Origin of the sequence: Herbaspirillum sp. UBA812, from assembly GCF_002296545.1 — a bacterium.
Taxonomy (GTDB): domain Bacteria; phylum Pseudomonadota; class Gammaproteobacteria; order Burkholderiales; family Burkholderiaceae_D; genus Herbaspirillum; species Herbaspirillum huttiense.
Window position 1 is genome coordinate 1 of the sequence record NZ_DBIC01000112.1, and the last position, 19,299, is coordinate 19,299.

17 protein-coding genes are annotated in these 19,299 nt (G+C 64.2%); 8 read left to right on the plus strand and 9 right to left on the minus strand.

Features of this window, described 5'->3' with window-relative positions; genetic code table 11:
* Positions 1 to 468, plus strand: a 468-nt coding sequence (locus B3873_RS07315) for a methyl-accepting chemotaxis protein (protein ID WP_286864968.1), incomplete at its 5' end; no start/stop codon positions are given.
* 104 nt (positions 469 to 572) lie between these two features.
* Here B3873_RS07315 and B3873_RS07320 read toward each other — a convergent pair.
* Positions 573 to 1,814: an MFS transporter gene (locus B3873_RS07320; protein ID WP_121044808.1), complete on the minus strand. Its 1,242-nt coding sequence runs from the start codon at positions 1,812 to 1,814 to the stop codon at positions 573 to 575.
* 88 nt (positions 1,815 to 1,902) lie between these two features.
* Between B3873_RS07320 and B3873_RS07325 the strand changes: the two genes are divergently transcribed.
* The gene (locus tag B3873_RS07325; protein WP_209532223.1) at positions 1,903 to 2,733 is read left to right on the plus strand and encodes an AraC family transcriptional regulator; all 831 of its coding nucleotides are present in this window, start codon (positions 1,903 to 1,905) and stop codon (positions 2,731 to 2,733) included.
* Here B3873_RS07325 and B3873_RS07330 read toward each other — a convergent pair.
* Positions 2,727 to 3,095 (minus strand): hypothetical protein, encoded by a 369-nt coding sequence (locus B3873_RS07330; RefSeq protein WP_209532220.1) that lies wholly within the window; start codon positions 3,093 to 3,095, stop codon positions 2,727 to 2,729. The two genes, B3873_RS07325 and B3873_RS07330, sit on opposite strands and share 7 nt — an antisense overlap.
* A 201-nt stretch (positions 3,096 to 3,296) precedes the next feature.
* Here B3873_RS07330 and B3873_RS07335 point away from each other — a divergent pair, with 201 nt between their 5' ends.
* Positions 3,297 to 5,147 carry a hypothetical protein gene (locus B3873_RS07335; protein ID WP_286864970.1) on the plus strand — a complete coding sequence of 617 codons (1,851 nt, stop codon included), beginning with the start codon at positions 3,297 to 3,299 and terminating at the stop codon, positions 5,145 to 5,147.
* A 10-nt stretch (positions 5,148 to 5,157) separates the two neighbouring features.
* Here the strand turns inward: B3873_RS07335 and B3873_RS07340 are convergent, their stop codons facing one another.
* A complete protein-coding gene (locus B3873_RS07340; RefSeq protein WP_286864972.1) occupies positions 5,158 to 6,810 on the minus strand; it encodes an isovaleryl-CoA dehydrogenase in 1,653 nt (550 codons plus the stop codon).
* A gap of 264 nt (positions 6,811 to 7,074) precedes the next feature.
* Here B3873_RS07340 and cysM point away from each other — a divergent pair, with 264 nt between their 5' ends.
* Entirely contained in the window at positions 7,075 to 7,977 is a 903-nt protein-coding gene (cysM, locus tag B3873_RS07345) for a cysteine synthase CysM (protein ID WP_034338429.1), read from the plus strand.
* Between the two features lie 205 nt (positions 7,978 to 8,182).
* On the opposite strand, the gene B3873_RS07350 is transcribed toward cysM, so the two are convergent.
* Together B3873_RS07350 and B3873_RS07355 are read right to left on the minus strand one after the other, a co-directional pair.
* A complete protein-coding gene (locus tag B3873_RS07350; RefSeq protein ID WP_088754773.1) occupies positions 8,183 to 8,533 on the minus strand; it encodes a hypothetical protein in 351 nt (116 codons plus the stop codon).
* 338 nt (positions 8,534 to 8,871) lie between these two features.
* Positions 8,872 to 9,471 carry a DUF1415 domain-containing protein gene (locus B3873_RS07355; RefSeq protein ID WP_051156686.1) on the minus strand — a complete coding sequence of 200 codons (600 nt, stop codon included), beginning with the start codon at positions 9,469 to 9,471 and terminating at the stop codon, positions 8,872 to 8,874.
* 166 nt (positions 9,472 to 9,637) lie between these two features.
* Here B3873_RS07355 and B3873_RS07360 point away from each other — a divergent pair, with 166 nt between their 5' ends.
* Positions 9,638 to 10,180, plus strand: a complete 543-nt coding sequence (locus B3873_RS07360; RefSeq protein WP_034333929.1) for a YaeQ family protein — start codon at positions 9,638 to 9,640, stop codon at positions 10,178 to 10,180.
* Positions 10,181 to 10,294: 114 nt separating this feature from the next.
* Here the strand turns inward: B3873_RS07360 and B3873_RS07365 are convergent, their stop codons facing one another.
* The 3 genes from B3873_RS07365 to mltB form a co-directional block, all read right to left on the minus strand.
* Complete coding sequence (locus B3873_RS07365; RefSeq protein ID WP_286864976.1) at positions 10,295 to 11,467, minus strand: phosphotransferase enzyme family protein; 1,173 nt, start codon at positions 11,465 to 11,467, stop codon at positions 10,295 to 10,297.
* A 22-nt stretch (positions 11,468 to 11,489) separates the two neighbouring features.
* Positions 11,490 to 13,661 carry a TonB-dependent siderophore receptor gene (locus B3873_RS07370; RefSeq protein WP_286864977.1) on the minus strand — a complete coding sequence of 724 codons (2,172 nt, stop codon included), beginning with the start codon at positions 13,659 to 13,661 and terminating at the stop codon, positions 11,490 to 11,492.
* Positions 13,662 to 13,760: 99 nt separating this feature from the next.
* Entirely contained in the window at positions 13,761 to 14,924 is a 1,164-nt protein-coding gene (gene mltB / locus B3873_RS07375) for a lytic murein transglycosylase B (RefSeq protein ID WP_286864979.1), read from the minus strand.
* Between the two features lie 215 nt (positions 14,925 to 15,139).
* Between mltB and B3873_RS07380 the strand changes: the two genes are divergently transcribed.
* Complete coding sequence (locus tag B3873_RS07380) at positions 15,140 to 16,081, plus strand: histone deacetylase family protein (protein ID WP_286864981.1); 942 nt, start codon at positions 15,140 to 15,142, stop codon at positions 16,079 to 16,081.
* A 122-nt stretch (positions 16,082 to 16,203) separates the two neighbouring features.
* Here B3873_RS07380 and B3873_RS07385 read toward each other — a convergent pair whose 3' ends face one another.
* Positions 16,204 to 17,121 (minus strand): LysR family transcriptional regulator, encoded by a 918-nt coding sequence (locus B3873_RS07385; RefSeq protein ID WP_286864983.1) that lies wholly within the window; start codon positions 17,119 to 17,121, stop codon positions 16,204 to 16,206.
* 190 nt (positions 17,122 to 17,311) lie between these two features.
* Here B3873_RS07385 and B3873_RS07390 point away from each other — a divergent pair, with 190 nt between their 5' ends.
* A complete protein-coding gene (locus tag B3873_RS07390; RefSeq protein ID WP_039789983.1) occupies positions 17,312 to 18,742 on the plus strand; it encodes an MFS transporter in 1,431 nt (476 codons plus the stop codon).
* Between the two features lie 140 nt (positions 18,743 to 18,882).
* Positions 18,883 to 19,299, plus strand: a 417-nt coding sequence (locus B3873_RS07395) for a YlqF/YawG family GTPase (RefSeq protein ID WP_286864986.1), incomplete at its 3' end; no start/stop codon positions are given.

The window sequence follows — 19,299 nt, forward strand, 5'->3', positions numbered from 1 at the left end:
GACGGCATCGCCTTCCAGACCAATATCCTGGCCCTCAACGCAGCGGTGGAAGCGGCCCGCGCCGGCGAGCAGGGACGCGGCTTTGCAGTGGTGGCCTCGGAAGTGCGCTCGCTGGCCCAGCGCTCGGCCACGGCCGCCAAGGAGATCAAGGTCCTGATCGGCGATTCGGTGGAGCAGGTACGCGCCGGCGAGCAGACCGTCAGCGAAGCGGGCAGCACCATCCGCAGCGTGGTGGAGAGCGTGCGCAAGGTCAGCGACGTGGTGGCCGAGATCACCTCCGCCAGCCGCGAGCAGAGCCAGGGCATCCAGCAGACCAACGACGCCGTGGCCCACATGGATCAGGCCACGCAGCAGAACGCGGCACTGGTGGAAGAAGCCGCCGCCGGGGCACAGCAACTGCAGGAGCAGGCAGCGCGCCTGGCTGAAGTGGTGGCCTTGTTCCGCTTGCGGGATGTCGCGCGGCAGTGATTCACGCTGCAGGCCGGTTCGACACCGAAGTCATCTTCATGAAAAAACCGTGCTGGCCTGACAGGCCCGCGCGGTTTTTCTTTGGGTAAAAGGGCAACTCTTTCTCAGCGCTCGCGCACATCCGGCAGCAGCACCGTCAGCACGCCCGCCAGCGGCAGGAAGGCGCACAGGCCATAGACCCAGGCGATGCCGTACAGGTCGGCCAGATGGCCCAGCAGGGCCGCGCCGATCCCGCCGAAGCCGAACATGAGGCCGAAGAACACGCCCGCGATCATGCCGACCTTGCCCGGCACCAGTTCCTGCGCATAGACCACGATGGCGGCGAAGGCCGATGAGATGACCAGTCCGATCACCACCGACAGCACCGCCGTCCAGAACAGGTTGGCGTGCGGCAGCATCAGGGCGAAGGGCGCAGCACCCAGGATCGAGATCCAGATCACCAGCTTGCGGCCGATGCGGTCGCCAATCGGGCCGCCGACGAAGGTGCCCACCGCCACCGCGCCCAGGAAAAGGAACAGATACAGCTGCGAGGAGGCCACCGACATCTGGAAGCGTTCAATCAGGTAGAAAGTGAAGTAGCTGGTAAAGCTGGCCATGTAGAAGTATTTGGAAAACACCAGCAGCGCCAGCACCACCAGCGCGCGGCGCACGGTGGCCGCCGGCAGCGCCTGCGCCGCACGCGGCCTGGCCTTGCCCTTGTTGGCGGCGAGATGGCCGCGATACCAAGCCGACACCCGCGACAGCACCACGATGGCCAGCACCGACAGCAGCACGAACCAGGCCACGTTGCCCTGGCCATACGGCACCACGATGGCCGCCGCCAGCAGCGGGCCGAAGGCCGAACCGGCATTGCCGCCGACCTGGAAGGTCGACTGGGCCAGGCCGAAGCGGCCTCCGGAGGCCATGCGCGCGATGCGCGAGGCTTCCGGGTGGAAGGTCGAGGAGCCGATGCCGATCAGGGCGGCGGCCAGCAGGAAGGCAGTGAAGCTGCCCGCCAGCGCCAGCAGCACGATGCCGACCAGGGTCGCCACGGCACCGGTGGGCAGCAGCCAGGGCTGGGGATGGCGGTCGGTATACATGCCGATCCAGGGTTGCAGCAGGGAGGCGGTGACCTGGAAGGTCAGCGTGATCAGCCCGACCTGGGTAAAGGTGAGCCCGTAGCCGGTCTTGAGCATGGGATAGATCGAGGGCAGCAGCGCCTGGATCATGTCATTGATCAGGTGCGCGCCGCCGCAGGCCAGGATGATGCTCATCACCAGCGGCTGGGCGGCGATGGCCGCAGGAGAATCGGTGGAGGCCGTCGCGCCGGAAGGCAGGGTGGCGTTGGAGTCGGTGGCACTGGTCATGGTGTCGGGGATGGCAAGCACGAGGAAGACCCGAAGCGTATCATTGGCACCTATTCATGCTGATGACACTTGTTGTCGATTAAATGCCATGCGTGCCCACCTGACTTCCGTCTGCCCCAGCGCCGAAGTGGATGCCTTCCAGCACCTGCCCAGCAGCGTGGTGGCCTTTGCCCGCGAGCTGTCGGCGCGCGACCTGCTGACGGCGCACTCGCACCGGCGTGGCCAGCTGCTCTATGCGGTGGATGGCGTGATGCAGGTGCGCACCCCGCAAGGCGTGTGGCTGGTACCGCCGCAGCGGGCCTTGTGGGTGCCGCCGCAGGTGGAGCACGAGATCCTGATGCTCACGCGCGTGAGCATGCGCACCCTCTACATCGATGAGCGGCAGGGCCAGGCGCTGGGCGCGCAATGCCGGCTGCTGGAAGTGTCGGTGCTGCTGCGCGAATTGATTCTGGCCTTGCTGGCCGAGCCGCGCGAGTATGCGCCGCTCAGCCGGGCCGGCCATGTGGCCGAACTGATCCTGTCGGAACTGGCCCGTGCGCCGGCCATTCCGGTGGCCATCCCGTGGCCGCGCGACCGCCGCCTGCAGGCCATCTGCGAAGCCATTCTGGACGATCCCGGGCGGCAGTTTTCGCTGGCCGACTGGGCCGGGATGGGCGGGGCCAGCGTGCGCACGGTGATCCGGCTGTTTCCGAAGGAAACGGGTTTGCAGTTTCGCCACTGGGTGCAGCAGGTGCACCTGAGCGAAGCGCTGGTGCGGCTGGCGCGCGGGGATGCCGTGGGGGTGGTGGCGCAGGCACTGGGCTATCGCAGCCAGAGCGCGTTTTCCAACATGTTCCGCAAGGCCTTGCGCAGCTCGCCCAATCACTACCTGCCGCGCCAGGACCGGCGGCGCATCACGCTGGCCTCACCCGCTCAGTAGTTGATGACCACTACCTTGGGCCCACGCCGGAGCGCAGGCGCGGAAGCCTGTGCGCGGTCTGCCCCTGCGGCGCGCTCGGGACGCTGCGGGTCACGCTCCAGGAAGTAGGGATCATCCTGCGGGGCGAGGGCCGTGATGGCCCCCATGATCTGCTGGGCGCGTTCATTGGCTGCGCCCTCGCCGACGGAACAGACCTGGAAGAAATCGGCGCTGCCCTCGGAAAAATCGACGCGGCACTTCTCCGCCACCACTACCGAGATATCAAGCGCACCGGCATTGGCGGCCAGGGCCCGCTCGGTGCGGGCTGCTTGCCAGGTCAGCATCAGCGCCAGCAGCGCGACGACGGCATGGGTCTTGTTCATGGGATTCTCCTGTTCCGCCCTAATGTAGCGCTTCGCCATGCACCTGCGCATCGGAGAAATCCTGAGCCACCACGTTCGCCGCAATCGTCTCAATCGCCCGAGACGCCGCGTCCCGCCTGGATGATGCCGGTTTGCAAGTGTAAAGATTGCCGATCTTTTACCGTAATCAAGTCATGAGAACTCCGAACCAGGAGAGTGGACATGGCAATGGAAACCGATCTGGCCATCACGGCGCGCGATGCGCTCACGCAACTGGCCCAGCAACAGCAGCCGCGCAATGAGGCCAACGCTGCGCCGCCGGGCGCGCCCGTGGCGACCGTCACCGCGCTGCCTGAAGAAGGCGTGACGCTGTCGTTGTCGGCCCAGGGCAAATTGATGGCGGCCCTGGCCACGGCGGTCGATAGCGTGACCACGGCGGCGGTCGATTCGACCGAGGCGGCCCAGGCCAGTCCCATGCAAGGCGTGGTGAAGACCCTCATCGATGCCGCGCGCCCGATCACGCGTGACACGCTCTTTGCCATCGAAGCACGGCTGGTGGCCGCGCGCCGCGGGGCCGATGCGATTGCGGCCGCCGATGCCGAGCTGCCACCGTCGAATGATCCGCAGCGGCTGCGCCAGGCACGCCAGGCCACCGAGTCCTTGTATGGACGCGCGGACAATCCGTTTACCTACATGTCGCGCGCCGAGCTGTCGGCCATCGTCTATGACGAGAGCGGCGCCTACACCACCAACGAGCGCTACGCAGCGGCCAACCAGCGCACTGCGCTGGATCAGAAGTACTGGGCACCGGTGTTCCAGCGTGCTCTGGAGAGCGGTGACTGGAAGCCGGTCATCACGGCGGCGCTGGTGTTCTATGCCAGCTTGTCTGCATTGGAGCAGACCGCTTATCCGGACAACTACGCGCAACTGCTGCAGCAGTATCTCGATCTCTACCAGTTGCAGTCGCCTTCCTCGCCGAATGCTTTACCGCCGCAACAACAAGCCGACCTGGCGCGCATGCTGGAAACCCTGGTGCTGCCGCTCGGTCCGCTGGCGCTGGCCGGCGGCGTGATTCGCGGACTGATGCTGCCCCGTCTCGGCCCCTCGCTGGCCGAACTGATCGCCGCCGCACCGCGCCTGGCCGATCTGGTCCAGATCGGCAACAGCGCCCATGCGGCGCAGGACAGCGCCTATCTGGTGCTGCTGCAACGCGTCTTCGGCGTCACGCGCCGCGAGGACGAGCCGTCCCCGGTGCGCCGTGCTGCGGCAGGAACCAATCCACGTGACTTCCTCGCCTATGGGGATCGCCGCCTGTTGGCCGAGGCCTACGCCTATGCGCAGTTGCATGCAATGGCGCTGGAAGACATCGATGCCCTGGCGCGCGACCTGGCGGCCTATCGCCGCTGGCGTGCCGCAGCGGCGGGCCTGGCGGCCGTGGGCCAGTCGGGAGACGCTGGCATGGAGGCGGTGGAGCAGGTCTTGTCGCATGCCGCGCGCATGAGCAGCGAAGAGGCCGTGATCGCGCGCCGCCTGCTGGCCAGCCGTGCGGCCAGCCAGACGCAACTCGATCATGGTTTCCTGGCCTGGTTGCTGGACCCTGCCGGCGGTGGCTGGCGCGATGGCGAACTGAGCGGCCATGCCAGCAATTTCAGCGCGCTGGAAAAATTGCTGGCCGGTCTGGCCGGGGTGGCCATCGGCGACAGCCTGGGCGAATCCGGCGAGCTGGAGGCGTCCTATCGCATGGTGCTCGAACGCATCGCCTTGCAGGATCAGGAGCCGCAGTGGCTGCGCCAGCCCGCGCAAGCCGCCGCCGACGGCACGCGTACGCTCACGCTGGCGGCGCAGATGGCGGCGCTGGCGCGCAGCGATGCTGCCGACAATGCCTTCATGAACAATGCCCTGATGCTGCTGCGCATGTATCGCATGTCATTGACCATGAGCCCGGCCGAACAGCGCACGCTGGCCGAGCTGGTCTACTCCGCCATGAAGAAGCGCCGCGTGCGCGCACGCCGTGGAAAACTCTTCGTGGCGTGGGCCGAGCGCAGTCCGTTGATGCCCTCGCTGCCGGGCTGAGACAGTCGCCTCATGCGTCGGGCCAGGCGCGCTGCAGGATGGCTTGCTGCGCCGCCAGGCTGGTGCCGCCGAGGGTACCGTAGACACGTCCGCCATCGCCGTCGGCGCGGCTGGCCAGGAAGGCATCGGCCGATCCGCCCGGGGCATGGTGCGCCATCAGCATGCCCTGCAGGGCCAGCACCAGTTGCTGCACCAGACGCCGGGCACAGGCTTCCCGTTCTTCCTCCGTTGCCGACAGCATCTGCTTGAGTGAGCGCACCCGCTGTGCCAGCGCAGGATGGGTGCTGGCCGCATCGTCGAGTGCCATCAGCAGTTGCGCGAAGCCTTCGGTCTCGCGGCTGATGGCACGCAGGACGTCCAGGCACATCACATTGCCCGAGCCTTCCCAGATCGAATTGACCGGCGCTTCGCGATAGAGCCGTGCCATCGGACCGGTTTCCACATAGCCGTTGCCGCCCCAGACTTCCATGCATTCACCGGTGAATTCCAGCGCACGCTTGCAGATCCAGAACTTGGCGGCGGGCGTGACGATGCGCTTCCACGCGCGTTGCAATGGATCATCGGGCGCATCGAAGGCATGGGCCACGCGCAGCATCAGCAGGGTGGCGGCCTCGCTCTCCAGCGCCAGGTCGGCCAGTACGGCGCGCATGATGGGCTGTTCGGCCAGCCGGCGGCCGAAGGCACTGCGGTGGCGCGCATGGTGGATGGCCTGCACCAGGGCCTGCCGCATCAGCGCGGCGCTGCCGATGATGCAATCCAGGCGCGTGTGGTTGGCCATCTCGATGATGGTCGGAATGCCGCGCCCATCCTCGCCGACCATGATGCCCATGGCTTCCTCGAATTCCACTTCGCTGCTGCTGTTGGAGCGATTGCCGAGCTTGTCCTTGAGGCGCTGTATCAAGATGGGATTGCGCGTGCCATCCGGCAGCCAGCGCGGCACGAAGAAACAGGAAAGGCCGTTCTCGGTGCGCGCCAGCATCAGGTGCGCATCGCACATCGGTGCCGAGAAGAACCACTTGTGACCGGAGAGCAGGTAAGCCTTGCCGCGCCCGTCTTCCAGGGGATCGGCCGGCATGGCGATGGAGGCATTGCTGCGCACGTCGGAACCACCCTGTTTCTCGGTCATGCCCATGCCGATCAGGATGGAGCGCTTCTGCGTGATCGGCAGGTCGCGCCCGTCGTGCTCGCGCGAGAAGAGGCGGCTGCGCAATTGTTCGAACAGCGCCGGTTCCTGCTGCAGCACCGGGATGGCGGCGAAGGTCATGGTGGTCGGGCAGAGCGAACCAGCTTCGATCTGCGCATGCAGGAAGTAGCCTGCGGCGCGCGCGGCGTGGGCACCATCGCCCGGCTGCATCCACGGCAGGGCATGCAGGCCGGCGCGGCGCAGCTGTTCCAGCAGCGTATGCCAGGCCGGGTGGAATTCCACCACGTCGATACGATGGCCGGTGCGGTCATGCGTGTGCAGCACCGGCGGCTGCGTGTTGGCCAGCGTGGCCAGTTCACGCATCTCGGCCCGGCCCAGCAGCTCGCCCTGGCTGGCCAGGGTACAGTCGTGCCAGTGCGCGCCTTCGCGCTGCACCGCTTCGCTCAGGGCGAGGTCACTGCGGTAGAGGTTGTAGTCGCACAGGTCGGGGACCTGATTGGTGATGTCATGGGTGTGCATGTCGTCTCCATGGTTGCGCAGCCGCTTGCCGATGAGTACGCCCTGTTGGAGTTGTGATGGGGACGTGTTCACTACCGTTCACTACAGTGTAGGGCATCGTCGATGGGCAGGCAGGGCAACATTCCTTTAAATGATTTGGCTATATCCTTATAAGCATCTTGTTAGGTCACGCCGCCGGCACATGCGGTGGAGTCATATTAGAATGCCCCTTTCGACCAAAGATCGCCCCGTGCCCGCGCACGGCTGCGCAAGGAAGCCAAGCAGATGTCTTATCCGACCATCGAATCCACCATCGGCAATACCCCGCTGATCCAGCTGCCGCGCATCGGCGGCGAAGAAGCCAAGCGCCGCAACAACCTCATCCTCGGCAAGCTCGAAGGCAACAATCCCGCCGGTTCGGTCAAGGACCGTGCTGCCTACTCGATGATCACCCGCGCCGAAGCGCGCGGCCAGATCAAGCCCGGCGATACCCTCATCGAAGCCACCAGCGGCAATACCGGCATCGCCCTGGCGATGGTGGCGGCCATGCGCGGCTACAAGATGGTGTTGCTGATGCCGGAAAATCTTTCCGAAGAACGTCGCCAGAGCATGGCCGCCTATGGCGCGAAGATCGTGCTGACCCCCAAGAGCGGCGGCATGGAATACGCCCGCGACCTGGCCGAACAGATGCAGAAGAACGGCGAAGGCCTGATCCTCGACCAGTTCGCCAATGCCGACAATCCGCTGGCGCACTATGAGACCACCGGACCGGAAATCTGGCGCGACACCAAGGGCAGCATCACCCACTTCGTCAGCGCCATGGGCACCACCGGCACCATCATGGGCGTGTCGCAGTACCTCAAGGAACAGAATGCCCAGGTGCAGATCGTGGGCGCGCAGCCGGAAGAGGGCTCGTCCATTCCCGGCATCCGCAAGTGGCCGGAAGCCTACCTGCCCAAGATCTTTGACCGCTCCCGCGTGGACCAGGTGGAATCCGTCAGCCAGGCCGATGCCGAAAACATGGCGCGCAAGCTGGCCGTGACGGAAGGCCTGTTCTGCGGCATCTCCGCAGCAGGGGCCTGTGAAGTTGCGGTGCGCCTGTCGCATCAGCTGGAGAATGCGACCATCGTCTTCATCGTGTGCGATCGTGGGGATCGTTATCTGTCCACTGGGGTGTTCCCGGCTTGAGACGGTGAAGGCAGTGCTTGGTCCGCAGCAGCGGACGCGCACGATGCACACAGCAGGATGCAATGAAAAACGGAGCCGATGGCTCCGTTTTTTTATATGGTCCGGCGCAAGGAAAACTTAGTTTTTTCCGTGCGGAAACTAAGTTTTCCTCAAGCTCTGCCTCAGCAACAGCACCGCGAGGGCAATGCTGCCGGACAGAAGCCGATTACTCCGGGGTGCCGCCAGTCGGTGCCGGTGCGCCGGGCGCTGCGCCTGGCTTCGGCTTGAACTGCTTGTCGCTGATGCGGAATTTTTCGCGGCGGTCGCCCATCAGTTCGCGCAGTTCGCGGATCGACAGTTCGCTCACCTCGTGCATGCGGATCAGCAGCGATGCGCCCACCGGCAGGCGACGGTGACGGATCTTGCTGATCACCGGCGGTGCCACTTCCAGCGCGCGCGACAGGGCGGCATCATTCTTCAGATGCAGCTTTTCGATCAGCGCATCGAGCAGATGGTTGGGATCGTAGTTGACGTGATCGGTGATCGAGTTGGATTCAGCAGTATCGTGGGTATTCATGATCGGGACGTTCCATTATGCAGATGTTTGTGGAAGGCATTGCGCCTATGCATTAATTGTTTGTAAAACTGCAAAACGCGACTGACGTTATCCGAGAAGGCGTTGCCTCTTTCTGCAAGATATCGAAAGCCCTATCAAAGAACGGCTTCAAAACAACACGGTTCAAGTTCTCTGTTCTCTGACCTAGTGCGCCTGAAGCAGCAGCACAACAATAATTCTATGTCTATATAGAAATAATTGCACATTTTTCATGCAGTCAGAAAATTCTATTCCACAATAGTTGCAGAAACTCATTTTCGAATTTGTAACAGATATTAACAGGATTTTTTGCGCAGTTGCTATTGTTGTTCTTTTGATACGACAAATGGAAGCATATTCCAGCCACTTAGCCCCAGATTGCGCAAGGTAGCCATGTTTTTCTCAAAGATGGCGGCCGCGTCGGGGTAGGCTGCCACCGCCCGGTCGATGCTGCTTTCTCGCAACAGATGGAGGATGGGAAAAGGCGAGCGATTGCTGTAGTTCTCGATATCGTCCGGTCCCGCGTCGGCAAACTGGTAATCCGGATGGAAGCTGGCGATCTGCAATTCCCCGTCCAGCTCCATTCTTTCCAGCAGGCGATCGGCCCAGTCCAGGAAATCGTTGTACTCGTGAAAATCGGCTAATGCGAGCGGCAGGATGAAGAGGGTGGTATCGACCTGCTCCGGGTCGGCTTTTGCCAGAAAGCTCAGTTCTTGTTCCAGCTCGACAGAAAGATCATTCCAATCCTGCTGCCGGCTGACGTGGTATCTGACCTGATTCTTCACATGCACGGACTTGGCAAATGGACAGAGATTCAGGCCGATCACGGCCTGCTCCAGCCAGGCGCGTGTCAGCGCCACGACAGCGTCGTCGCTCGGAGTTGTCGGGGAAGGGGCAAGGGAAGGTGAAGAAGTGCTCATACAGGCATTGTCGCACGGCCATGGCGGGGGCAGCCACGGTGAGAAGCCACCGGCTTGATCTGTCCCATCACAAACGCCCACAGCCGCGCCAGATCGGCTATGCTTGCCAACCTTTGACGGCAGCCCGCCACGCCGGGCCGCCTTTCCCTTGCACGAACAGATTCCCATGGCGCTCAAATCCACCATCTTCAAGGCCGACCTGCAGATTTCCGATATGGATCGGCACTATTACCAGCAGCACGCACTGACCATCGCCCGCCATCCCTCCGAGACCGACGAGCGCATGATGATCCGCGTGCTGGCCTTCGCCCTCAATGCCAGCGAGGCGCTGGCCTTCGGCAAGGGCTTGTCCGATACCGACGAGCCGGACCTGTGGCAGAAGGACCTGACCGGTGCCATCGAAGTGTGGGTGGAAGTCGGCCAGCCGGATGACCGCGCCATCCTCAAGGCCTGTGGCCGTGCTGACAAGGTGCTGGTCTACAGCTACAGCAGCACCTCGCACATCTGGTGGGGCCAGACCGGCAGCCGCGTCGACCGCGCCAAGAACCTCAAGGTCATCAATATTCCCGCCGAAGCCAGCCAGGCCCTGGCGGCGCTGGCCCAGCGCACCATGCAGCTGCAATGCACGATCCAGGATGGACAGATCTGGCTCGGTGCCAATGAGAACATGGTGTTGATCGAGCCGGAAACGGTGAAGGACTTTGCCTGATACCTTGCCTGATGCAACGGGTCAGCAAGTAGCACAGCAGTCTCGGCAGACAAAAAACGCGTCCGAAAACTTAGTTTTCCGGACGCGTTTTTTTAATCTGCAGCAAGCAAAAACTTAGTTTTTTTCCAGTGCCTGCGCGCGTCGTTCCAGATGCCCGAGCAGCCGCTGCCCTTCTTCGGAGTGGAACCAGTCGGCATGGCCGAGGAAGTAGGTGTCATAAGCCAGCGAGGCATTCTGCGGCGACTGCGTGACGCCGTGGAAATAATCCAGCTCGGCCAGTGCGAACTCGGCATGCACCAGCGGCAGCAATGCACCCAAGGCACGCATCTGGCGTGCCGTCAGAGGCAGCGTAGCGGCATAGCCATCGAGCATCGCATCCAGCAGGTCGAGGTGGACCAACTGCACGGCACGTTGCGGAATGGCCAGCCACTCAACGATGTTGCGCTCGATCGCCGTGGCCAGGTCGTGCAGGGCGCAGGTGCGGTCACACAAACCGAAATCGAGCACGGTCTGCACCTGCGCTTCAGGCGTGGCATCGCTCCACAGCAGGTTGGAGGCGTGCCAGTCATTGTGCGTCCACAGCGGGACAAATTCATCCAGATAGGGTTTGAGCGCGGCATGCCAGGGCAGCAGGTGCTGCGCCACTTCGCCGCGCCAGGGACGGTTTTCCAGATAGTCGGCAATGGCCGGGCGCTGCTCGATGTAATGCTGCAGCGGACGGACCGGATCTTCCTGCGAGAAGATGGTGAAGCTCGACACCAGCGGGCGCGCCGGGCGTGCCGGCGCATCGTAACCTGCCGAGGCCAGGTGCAGGCGGGCCAGCATCTGTCCCGCTGAGCGGGCATGGGTGCAACTGGTGAAGGGCGTCCACGACATCGCTTCCCGATACAGATCCACCCCCGGCGCCAGCGGGAAGACTTCATAGGTCCAGTACTCATCGGCCAGTGCCGTCGCGCCCTCACGGGTGGCCAGTGCGCTGCTGACCGGCAGCCCGCGCCCCTGCAGGTGGGCGACGAAGCGATGTTCCTCGGCGAGCGCCGCCACATCGCGCACGCGCGCATGATGGCGCTTGACGATGATGGGGCCGCTCTTGGTCTGCATCACGCAGGCCGCCGAGAACGGGCGCGGGCTGTGCCACTCCAGTCGCAGCGGCTGGCCCACGTCGGGATAGTGGCGCAGCACGCGCGCCACCTCGGCCGAGGTCAGCGCGGGCCAGTCGGAGCTGACCGGCTCCACGCCCATGCCGTGGCTGATGACGCGGGTGAGATGATGGGAAGCGGCGTCCATGGTGACTCAGCAGGGCGGCAGATCAGAAATCATATTGCAGCGACAGCCGCGCGGTACGCGGCGCGCCGAGGTGCACATAGCCATCGCCCAGGTACTGGCCGGCATCTTTCCAGTAACGCTTGTCGAAGACGTTGTCGAGGTTGGCGCGCAGGGTGGCAGTGTGGCCGCTGATGCGCAGCTTGTAGCGCAGGCCCGCATTGAACACATGCACCGCCGGCAGGCTCACGCTGCCGTCGCGGGTAGCGGCCTTGCTGGCGCTGTAGAGCCAGCTGCCCATCAGGTTCACGCCTTCCACGCCCGGCAGGGCATAGTCGGCATGGACGCTGCTGCGCAGGCGCGGCACGTTGACCACTTGCTGGCCATCGTAGGCGGCGGTGCCGGTATCGCTGGCGCGCGCGCGGGTGGCCGTCACGCTGGCGCTGACGGCCAGGCGCGGGGTGAGCTTGCCGCTGGCACCGAGTTCGAGGCCGGTGTTGGTTTGCTGGCCTTGCTGGACATAGGTGAAGCCACTGCTGCTGTTGTCCGGCTGCTGATACTCGTAGGCCTTGCGAATGCGGAATACCGCAGCGGTCAGCGCCAGGTCCGGCGAGACGTCATATTTCACGCCGGCTTCCAGTTGACGTGCCACGGAGGGCGGCAGCGTGGTCGGGAAGTTGCTGACCCAGAAGGGCGCAGACGTGCCCAGCGTCAGCGTCTCTGCATAGCTGCCGTAGAGCGAGACGTTTTGCATCGGCTTGAAGATCAGCGCCAGTTGCGGCAGGAACAGGTTGCGCGAAGTCGCACGGGTGACGCTGCCGTCCGAAGCGAAGGCCTGCTCGTTGAGCCACACCTGTCGGCCACCGGCAATGGCTTGCCAGCGCTCGGAGAATTGCAGGCGGTCGCTGAAGAACAGGGCTTTCTGGCGGCTGTCCAGATTGCGATACGCCGCGCCGGGGACATCGGTGGCCGGTGCCAGTGCAGGCGTTCCGTTGTAAATGTTGCCACTGCCGACCAGCACGCTGATGCCATCCGATTTATCCACCACCCGGCGCGACATGGCCACGCCCATGGTCAGCTCATGCTTGAGCCAGCCGGTCGCGAACTTGCCGATCATGACGGCTTGCGCTTCATCATTGCGGCGTTCGTCATTGGGCACGCGATAGTCATACACATCGAAGTCGCCATTGGCCGCAAAGGTCGAAGACGCCCCGCCACCGCTGCCATAAGGGAAGGCCAGGTAGTCATCGATGACCGCCCGGCTGCGGCCCGCCTGCACGTAACCATGCCAGTTGGCATTGAAATCGGTATCCACCCGCAGGCGATAGTTCAGCGAGCTGTCACGCACCGGCTGCGCCCACGATTGCGGCGTCAGCATGGTCCTGGGCGAGACGCCCGAGGGCAGCGTGGTGCCGCCCAGCAGCTGGTAACCGGCCACCGAGTGCTGGGCCTTCTGCTGGTATTCGGCATCGAACTGCACCAGCGTCTTCGACGACAGCGCCCAAGTCGCCGAGACCGAAGCGAAGTCACGCCAGCCATCGCCATTGTTGACGTAGGAGTGGATGTCTTCATGCGCGGCATTGATGCGCAGGCCGAACTGTTTCTGTTCACCGAAGAGCGTGCCCAGGTCGGTGGCCAGGTAGCGCGATCCATAGGAGTCGGTCCCCAGCGTGATCGAACGCACATCGGCCGGACGCTTGGTCACGTAGTTGACGATGCCGCCCGCGCTGCTCACACCGGCCTGCAGGCCGGCCACCCCCTTGAGGAATTCGACGCGCTCCTTGTTTTCCAGCGCGATGGTCTGCTCGCCGGCCACGGTGAGGCCATCGATGCGATAGGCGCTGGCCGGGTCCAGCGTGATGCCGCGGATGCTGAAGTTCTCGTAGTAACCGACCGGTGCATAGTTCTCGTTGATGGAGGCATCATTCTTGACCACATCCGAGAGCAGGCGCGATTGCTGGTCCTGCATCTGCGCGGCAGTGACCACCGCCACCGAGGCCGGCGTATCGATCAGTGGCGCATCGTCGAAACCGGCCACGCCCGCCGAGCGCACGCGGCCGGCGTCGCGGCCGGTACCGCTGGCGGTGACGTTGACCGTGGGCAGGGACTCGCCCTTGTCGTCGGCGGCGTCAGCCGCACGGGCGATGGCCGGCAGGCCGAGCGAGGTGCCGGCCAGCGTCAGCATGAGCGTGGAGGCCAGGGGTGCAATGCGTTTCATCGTGGTTCTATCGTGGAAAGAAAGGAGCAGGAGCACGCAGTGCGCGCTCCCTCATCAACAGTGCCATCAAGGGTGAATCCGGGTGGGCGAGACGGACGGTCAGCGGTTGCGTGCCGCCGCGACCGCACGGCCAAGATCGGCCACCGACATCGCATAGAAGTAGCTGCGATTGTACTGCGTGATGGCGTAGAAGTTGTTGGTGGCCACCCAGTACTCGGTCGGGCCGGTGCCGTTCTGCAGGTCGACCAGGCCATAGCGCAAGCCGGCCGGCAGGGAGGACGTGGAGATGCCGGCCGCTTGCAGTTCCTCGACGGTGTACTTGGCTTCCAGGCCCTGGTTGAGCATGGCTTCCCACTGGCGGTTGTCATTCGAGACCGTGACCGGGAAGGCCACCGGTTCGCCGCGCTGCCAGCCGTGCACGGCCAGGTAGTGGGCCACGCTGCCGATGGCGTCCACCGGTGAATTGCGCAGGTCGATCTTGCCATCGCCATCGAAGTCCACCGCGTATTCGCGGATGCTGCCCGGCATGAACTGCGGCCAGCCGATGGCTCCGGCATAGGAGCCACGCAAGGACATCGGATCGATGCCGGCCTCGCGCGCCAGCAGCAGGGTGTTTTCCAGTTCGCCCCGGAAGAAGGCCATGCGCGCGTCACGGTTGGGGGTGTTGGGGTAGTCGAAGGCCAGCGTGGTCAGTACATCCATTACGCGGAAGTTGCCGGTGTTGCGGCCGTAGACGGTTTCCACGCCGATGATGCCGACGATGATTTCCATGGGCACGCCGTATTGCGCCTCGGCGCGGGCCAGCGCGACGCCATAAGTGTTCCAGAAATCGACCCCCGCATTGATGCGCACCGGTTCCACGAAGCGCGCGCGGTAGGCCGCCCAGTTCTTGGGCTTGGTGCTGGGCGCCGGCTTGATGAGCTGGATGGCGCTGTCCACGTAGCGGGTCCGGGCGAAGAGGGCGTTGAGATCGCTGCGCTGGAACTGGTTGCGTTCGGCCATCTCATCCATGAAGCGGGCGACGTCCTTCCACTCGTTGAAATTGACGAACTCGCCCTGGTCGTCAGCGGCCACTTTCTTCTTGGCCTGCGGCTTGGCTTTCTTCTCTGCTGCCTTCTTGTCTTTGTTGTCCACCGCCTTTTTCGGGGTTTTCTTTTCCACAGGCTTGCCGTCCTGCGCCTGCACGGTCATCGGCAAGGCACACAGTGTGGAGATCAGCAGGGTGGAGGCGAGGGCGGTCAGGCGAGGCAGGGAGATGGGCATGAGCAGGATGAGCAGCAGGGGAGGCCAGACAAGCGGGCAAGTATACCGCATCGGCCGCCGCGCCCTGCGCTGGTGCATGATGCCGACGCGGCTTTGACCACGATAGGCGACAGCCAATGTACACTAGTCCGAGGAGACAACCCGGCCAGCCTGGTGTTTGCCGGGTGGCAATATCATCGCAACAAGATCGCAACGAGATTGCAACAAGAGCAAGAATGACTACCGCCATCTATACGCACGCCGATTGCCAGCGCCATGAAATGGGTGACTGGCACCCTGAGACGCCCGCTCGTCTCGAGGCGATCGAAGACCAGCTGATCCTGAGCCGCATCGATCAGTTCCTCGACCGCCGCGAAGCCCCGCTGGCCGATCCGGCCGAACTGGAGCGCGTGCATACTGCCGCCGCCGTCGATTACGTGCGCGAGCACAGCCATGCCCTGAGCCTGTCGGGGCAGTCGTATCACTCCGTCGATGGCGACACCCTGCTCAACAAGCACAGCTGGAAAGCCGCCCTGCGCGCGGCCGGCGCGGCGGTGGCCGCGACCGATGCGGTGCTGGCCGGCGAACTGGACAATGCCTTCTGCGCGGTGCGTCCGCCGGGCCATCACGCCACACCCGGCCAGGCCATGGGCTTCTGCCTGTTCAACAACGTGGCGGTGGCGGCGCGCCATGCCATCGATGTGCACGGGCTGGAACGCGTGGCGGTGATCGATTTCGACGTGCATCACGGCAATGGCACCGAAGACATCTTTGCCCATGATCCGCGGGTGCTGATGGTGAGTTTTTTCCAGCATCCCTTCTATCCCTTCTCGGGCGACGGGCCGACTGAATCGCACATCGTCAACGTGCCGGTGCCGGCCTATTCCGATGGCAGTGCGGTGCGCCAGCTGGTGACCGAGAAATGGCTGCCGGCGCTGCATGCGCACCAGCCGCAGATGATCTTCATCTCGGCCGGTTTCGATGCCCACCGCGAGGATGACATGGGCCAGATGGGCCTGGTGGAAGCCGATTACGCCTGGATGACGCGGCAGATCATGAAGATCGCCGACCAGTACGCCAAGGGCCGCATCGTCAGTTGCCTGGAGGGTGGCTACAACCTCTCTGCGCTGGGGCGCAGTGTGGTGGCTCACTTGAAGGTGCTGGCCGACCTGGAATGAAAGTTAGATTTTCCACAGGCGTTTTTAAGAAATGGCGCGATAAAAACTAAGGTTTTTATCGCGCCTTGTTTTTATGCACAGGGCACAGGGCGCAGTCTGGCCGCCGCTCGCCGCATGCTTCCTCAAACCTCGGCAGGCGCATTTGCCTCATGGGCCTCATGGGCCTCATGGGTCTCATAGGCTTCATAGGCCGCAATGATCGCATCGGCCACCGCCCGCACTCGGGCCGTGCGATTCAGGTCGCTGTGCAGTACCAGCCACATGTCGTAAGGCACGGCCCGCTGGGGCCAGATGCGCACCAGGCCGCTGGCCTTGTCGCCCACATGCGTGGGCAGTTCGCCGATGCCGAAACCCGCCTGCAGGCTGTCGTACATGACCAGCCCGGTACTCACTTCCATGGCCACGTTGGCGTGGGCGATGGATTCGCCGCAGATCTGCTCGGACTTGCTGGGCGAGACGCTGCGCGGATAGATCACCACGTCATGTCCCTTCAGGCCGGTGCCGGGATCGGGCAGGCCGCGCTTTTTCACATAGGCTTTTGAGGCATACATGCCCTTATGCAGCCGCTTCAGATGGCGCGCGATCAGGTCCGGCGCATCCGGGCGCACGGTGCGCACGGCGATGTCGGCCTCGCGCTTGGTCAGGTTGGTGATCTGGGTGGAGGTCGAGAGCACCACGCGGATTTTCGGATGTTCCTGGCGCAGCCGGTGCAAGGCCGGTAACAGAAAATGGCGTGCCGTGATGTCGGTGGCCGCCAGCCGTACCACGCCGCACAGGCGTTCATCCATGCCCTGCATCTGGCGTTGCAGCTGTTCCGCGCCTTGCTCCATCTGCGTAGCTGCAGCAGCCGCCATCTCGCCCGCCGGGGTGGGCACATAGCCGCTGGGCGTGCGCAGGAACAGGCGCGCACCCAGCGAGCTTTCCAGTGCGGCCAGGCGGCGGCCTGCGGTGGCCTGGTCGATCTCCAGATGTTCGGCGGCCCCGCGCAAGGTGCCCACGCGATAGATGGCCAGGAAGATGCGGGCGTTGTCCCAATCCATGATGTGCCTTTGCTGCAAGAAAGGAGTCAGAGAGCTCGTGATGCAAATTTGCATCAGCGCGCTGATTTTATACCTCTTTATTGCATCACTGCCCAAGCCTAGAATCTGCCCCATTCAACCCGCCCCGGTCTTCTCCGGTCGCGGGATTGCGGTTCTCCCTCGCACCCTGCGTGCAGAAAGTCCTGTTGCCATGTCTTCCACACAATGCCCTCGTGCGCCAGCCTCGGTGCTGACCCCTCCCCTGGCCGATGCCGCCCCGCATGCCGGCATGCTGCCGCTGGTGGCCCTGGCCATCGGTTTCGTCATGGCCATGCTGGATGTGACGGTGGTCAACGTCGGGCTGTCCAATATTTCCACCAACCTGGATGCACCCTTGTCGATGCTGGTGTGGATCGTCGACGGCTATACGCTGACCTTCGCCGCCATGCTGCTGGTAGGCGGCGCGCTCGCCGACCGCTTCGGTGCGCGGCGCCTTTATCTGACCGGGCTGTTCCTGTTCGTAGTGGCCTCGCTGCTGTGCGGGGCTGCACCCAATGGGCCCTTCCTGATCGCGGCACGCCTGCTGCAGGGTTTGGGCGCGGCCTTCTTCATGCCCAGTTCGCTGAGCCTGCTCACGCACGTGTATGAGGATGACCGCGTGCGTGCCCGCATGCTGGGCGTCTGGTCGGCCACCGTCGGCCTGGCCGCTGCTGCCGGACCGCTGCTGGGCGGGGTGCTGATCCACTGGCTGGGCTGGCGCAGCGTGTTCCTCATCAACGTCCCGGTGGGCCTGTTGGGTTTGCTGATGGCGCGCAAGCTCATTCCCCAGGTTGCCGGACACGCCCGTGCGCTGCATCTGTTCAGCCACCTGGCCGGGGTGGTGATGCTGGCCGGGATTTCCTTCGTGCTGATCCAGGGGCCGGTGTATGGCTGGGCTTCTCCGCGCATCCTGGCGGCGCTGGCAGTGGCGGTGCTGGCCGCCGTGGCGCTGGTGCGCCATGAACTGCGCGGCATTGCGCCGCTGCTGCCCAAGGCGCTGTTTGCCACGCCGCAGTTTGCGGCGGCCAATGGCATTGGCTTCCTCATCAACTTCGGTGTCTATGGCAACCTGTTCTACCTGGCGCTGTTCCTGCAGCAGGGACGCGGCGCGGATGCCCTGCAGACCGGGCTGCAACTGGTACCGATGATGGCCGTGGTCTTCTTCGGCAACCTGATGTCGGGCCGCATGGCCGCGCACTGGGGGCCGCGCGTGCCGCTGCTGCTGGGCCTGTCGGTGGGGACCGTCTTTACCGCGGTGGCCATGAGTTTCCGTCCCGAGACGCCGTACTGGCTGCTGGCCCTGGTGTGCGCGGCGGCCAACCTGGGCATCAGTACCGCCATTCCTTCCATGACCACGGTGGTCATGCAGGTGGCCGGCAAGGCCCACGCCAACAGTGCGGCGGCCGCGCTCAATGCCAATCGCCAGATCGGTGCCCTGGTCGGCGTGGCCCTGATGGGCGCGATCCTGCACAGCGTGGCGGGCTGGAGCGTGCGCAATCCGCTGGCGTTCGGCGTGATGGCGCTGGCTTATGGCGTCGCCCTGTGGCTGGTGTGGCGCTTCGTGGGTGTTGTCAAGGAGCAATGGGTGACGCGCCGCGCGTGAGCGCGGGTGTTGTTCCCCGTCCAACGGCCTGCCCCGACTTGTGCGCGGCAGGCCGTTTTCTTGGGGATTTGTTAGGGATTGGCGGGGCAGGGCCGTAAAATAGCGCCTTCAACGAAATACGCATCAGAAAGAAGCTCCGCATGTCCATCCAATGGTTCCCCGGTCACATGAACTCCGCCCGCCGCAAGGCCGCGGAGAGCATGGAAAAAGTCGATATGGTCATCGAAGTGGTCGATGCCCGCCTGCCGCAGGCCAGCTGCAATCCCATGATCGAGCAGCTGCGCAATGCCCGCCAGCGTCCTTGCCTGAAGATCCTGAACAAGACCGACATGGCCGATCCGGTGGCCACCCAAGCCTGGATCGACTACTACAACAGCCAGAAGGGCGTCACCGCCGTGGCCCTGTCCTGCAAGAAGCCGTCCGATGTGGCGCGCGTGCCCAAGCTGGCCATCCAGGTGGCACCGCATCGCGGCACTGCCTTGAAGCCGCTGCGCATGATGATCATGGGCATCCCCAACGTCGGCAAGTCGACCCTGATGAATGCGCTGCTGAAAAAG

Coding starts and splice junctions, on each gene's coding strand:
- B3873_RS07360 (WP_034333929.1), top strand. CDS start 9,638: ATGGCGCTCAAATCCACCATCTTCAAGGCCGACCTGCAGATTTCCGAT.
- B3873_RS07365 (WP_286864976.1), bottom strand. CDS start 11,467: ATGGACGCCGCTTCCCATCATCTCACCCGCGTCATCAGCCACGGCATG.
- B3873_RS07330 (WP_209532220.1), bottom strand. CDS start 3,095: ATGAACAAGACCCATGCCGTCGTCGCGCTGCTGGCGCTGATGCTGACC.
- B3873_RS07320 (WP_121044808.1), bottom strand. CDS start 1,814: ATGACCAGTGCCACCGACTCCAACGCCACCCTGCCTTCCGGCGCGACG.
- B3873_RS07370 (WP_286864977.1), bottom strand. CDS start 13,661: ATGAAACGCATTGCACCCCTGGCCTCCACGCTCATGCTGACGCTGGCC.
- B3873_RS07350 (WP_088754773.1), bottom strand. CDS start 8,533: ATGAATACCCACGATACTGCTGAATCCAACTCGATCACCGATCACGTC.
- B3873_RS07380 (WP_286864981.1), top strand. CDS start 15,140: ATGACTACCGCCATCTATACGCACGCCGATTGCCAGCGCCATGAAATG.
- B3873_RS07335 (WP_286864970.1), top strand. CDS start 3,297: ATGGCAATGGAAACCGATCTGGCCATCACGGCGCGCGATGCGCTCACG.
- B3873_RS07390 (WP_039789983.1), top strand. CDS start 17,312: ATGTCTTCCACACAATGCCCTCGTGCGCCAGCCTCGGTGCTGACCCCT.
- B3873_RS07325 (WP_209532223.1), top strand. CDS start 1,903: ATGCGTGCCCACCTGACTTCCGTCTGCCCCAGCGCCGAAGTGGATGCC.
- B3873_RS07355 (WP_051156686.1), bottom strand. CDS start 9,471: ATGAGCACTTCTTCACCTTCCCTTGCCCCTTCCCCGACAACTCCGAGC.
- mltB (WP_286864979.1), bottom strand. CDS start 14,924: ATGCCCATCTCCCTGCCTCGCCTGACCGCCCTCGCCTCCACCCTGCTG.
- B3873_RS07385 (WP_286864983.1), bottom strand. CDS start 17,121: ATGGATTGGGACAACGCCCGCATCTTCCTGGCCATCTATCGCGTGGGC.
- B3873_RS07340 (WP_286864972.1), bottom strand. CDS start 6,810: ATGCACACCCATGACATCACCAATCAGGTCCCCGACCTGTGCGACTAC.
- cysM (WP_034338429.1), top strand. CDS start 7,075: ATGTCTTATCCGACCATCGAATCCACCATCGGCAATACCCCGCTGATC.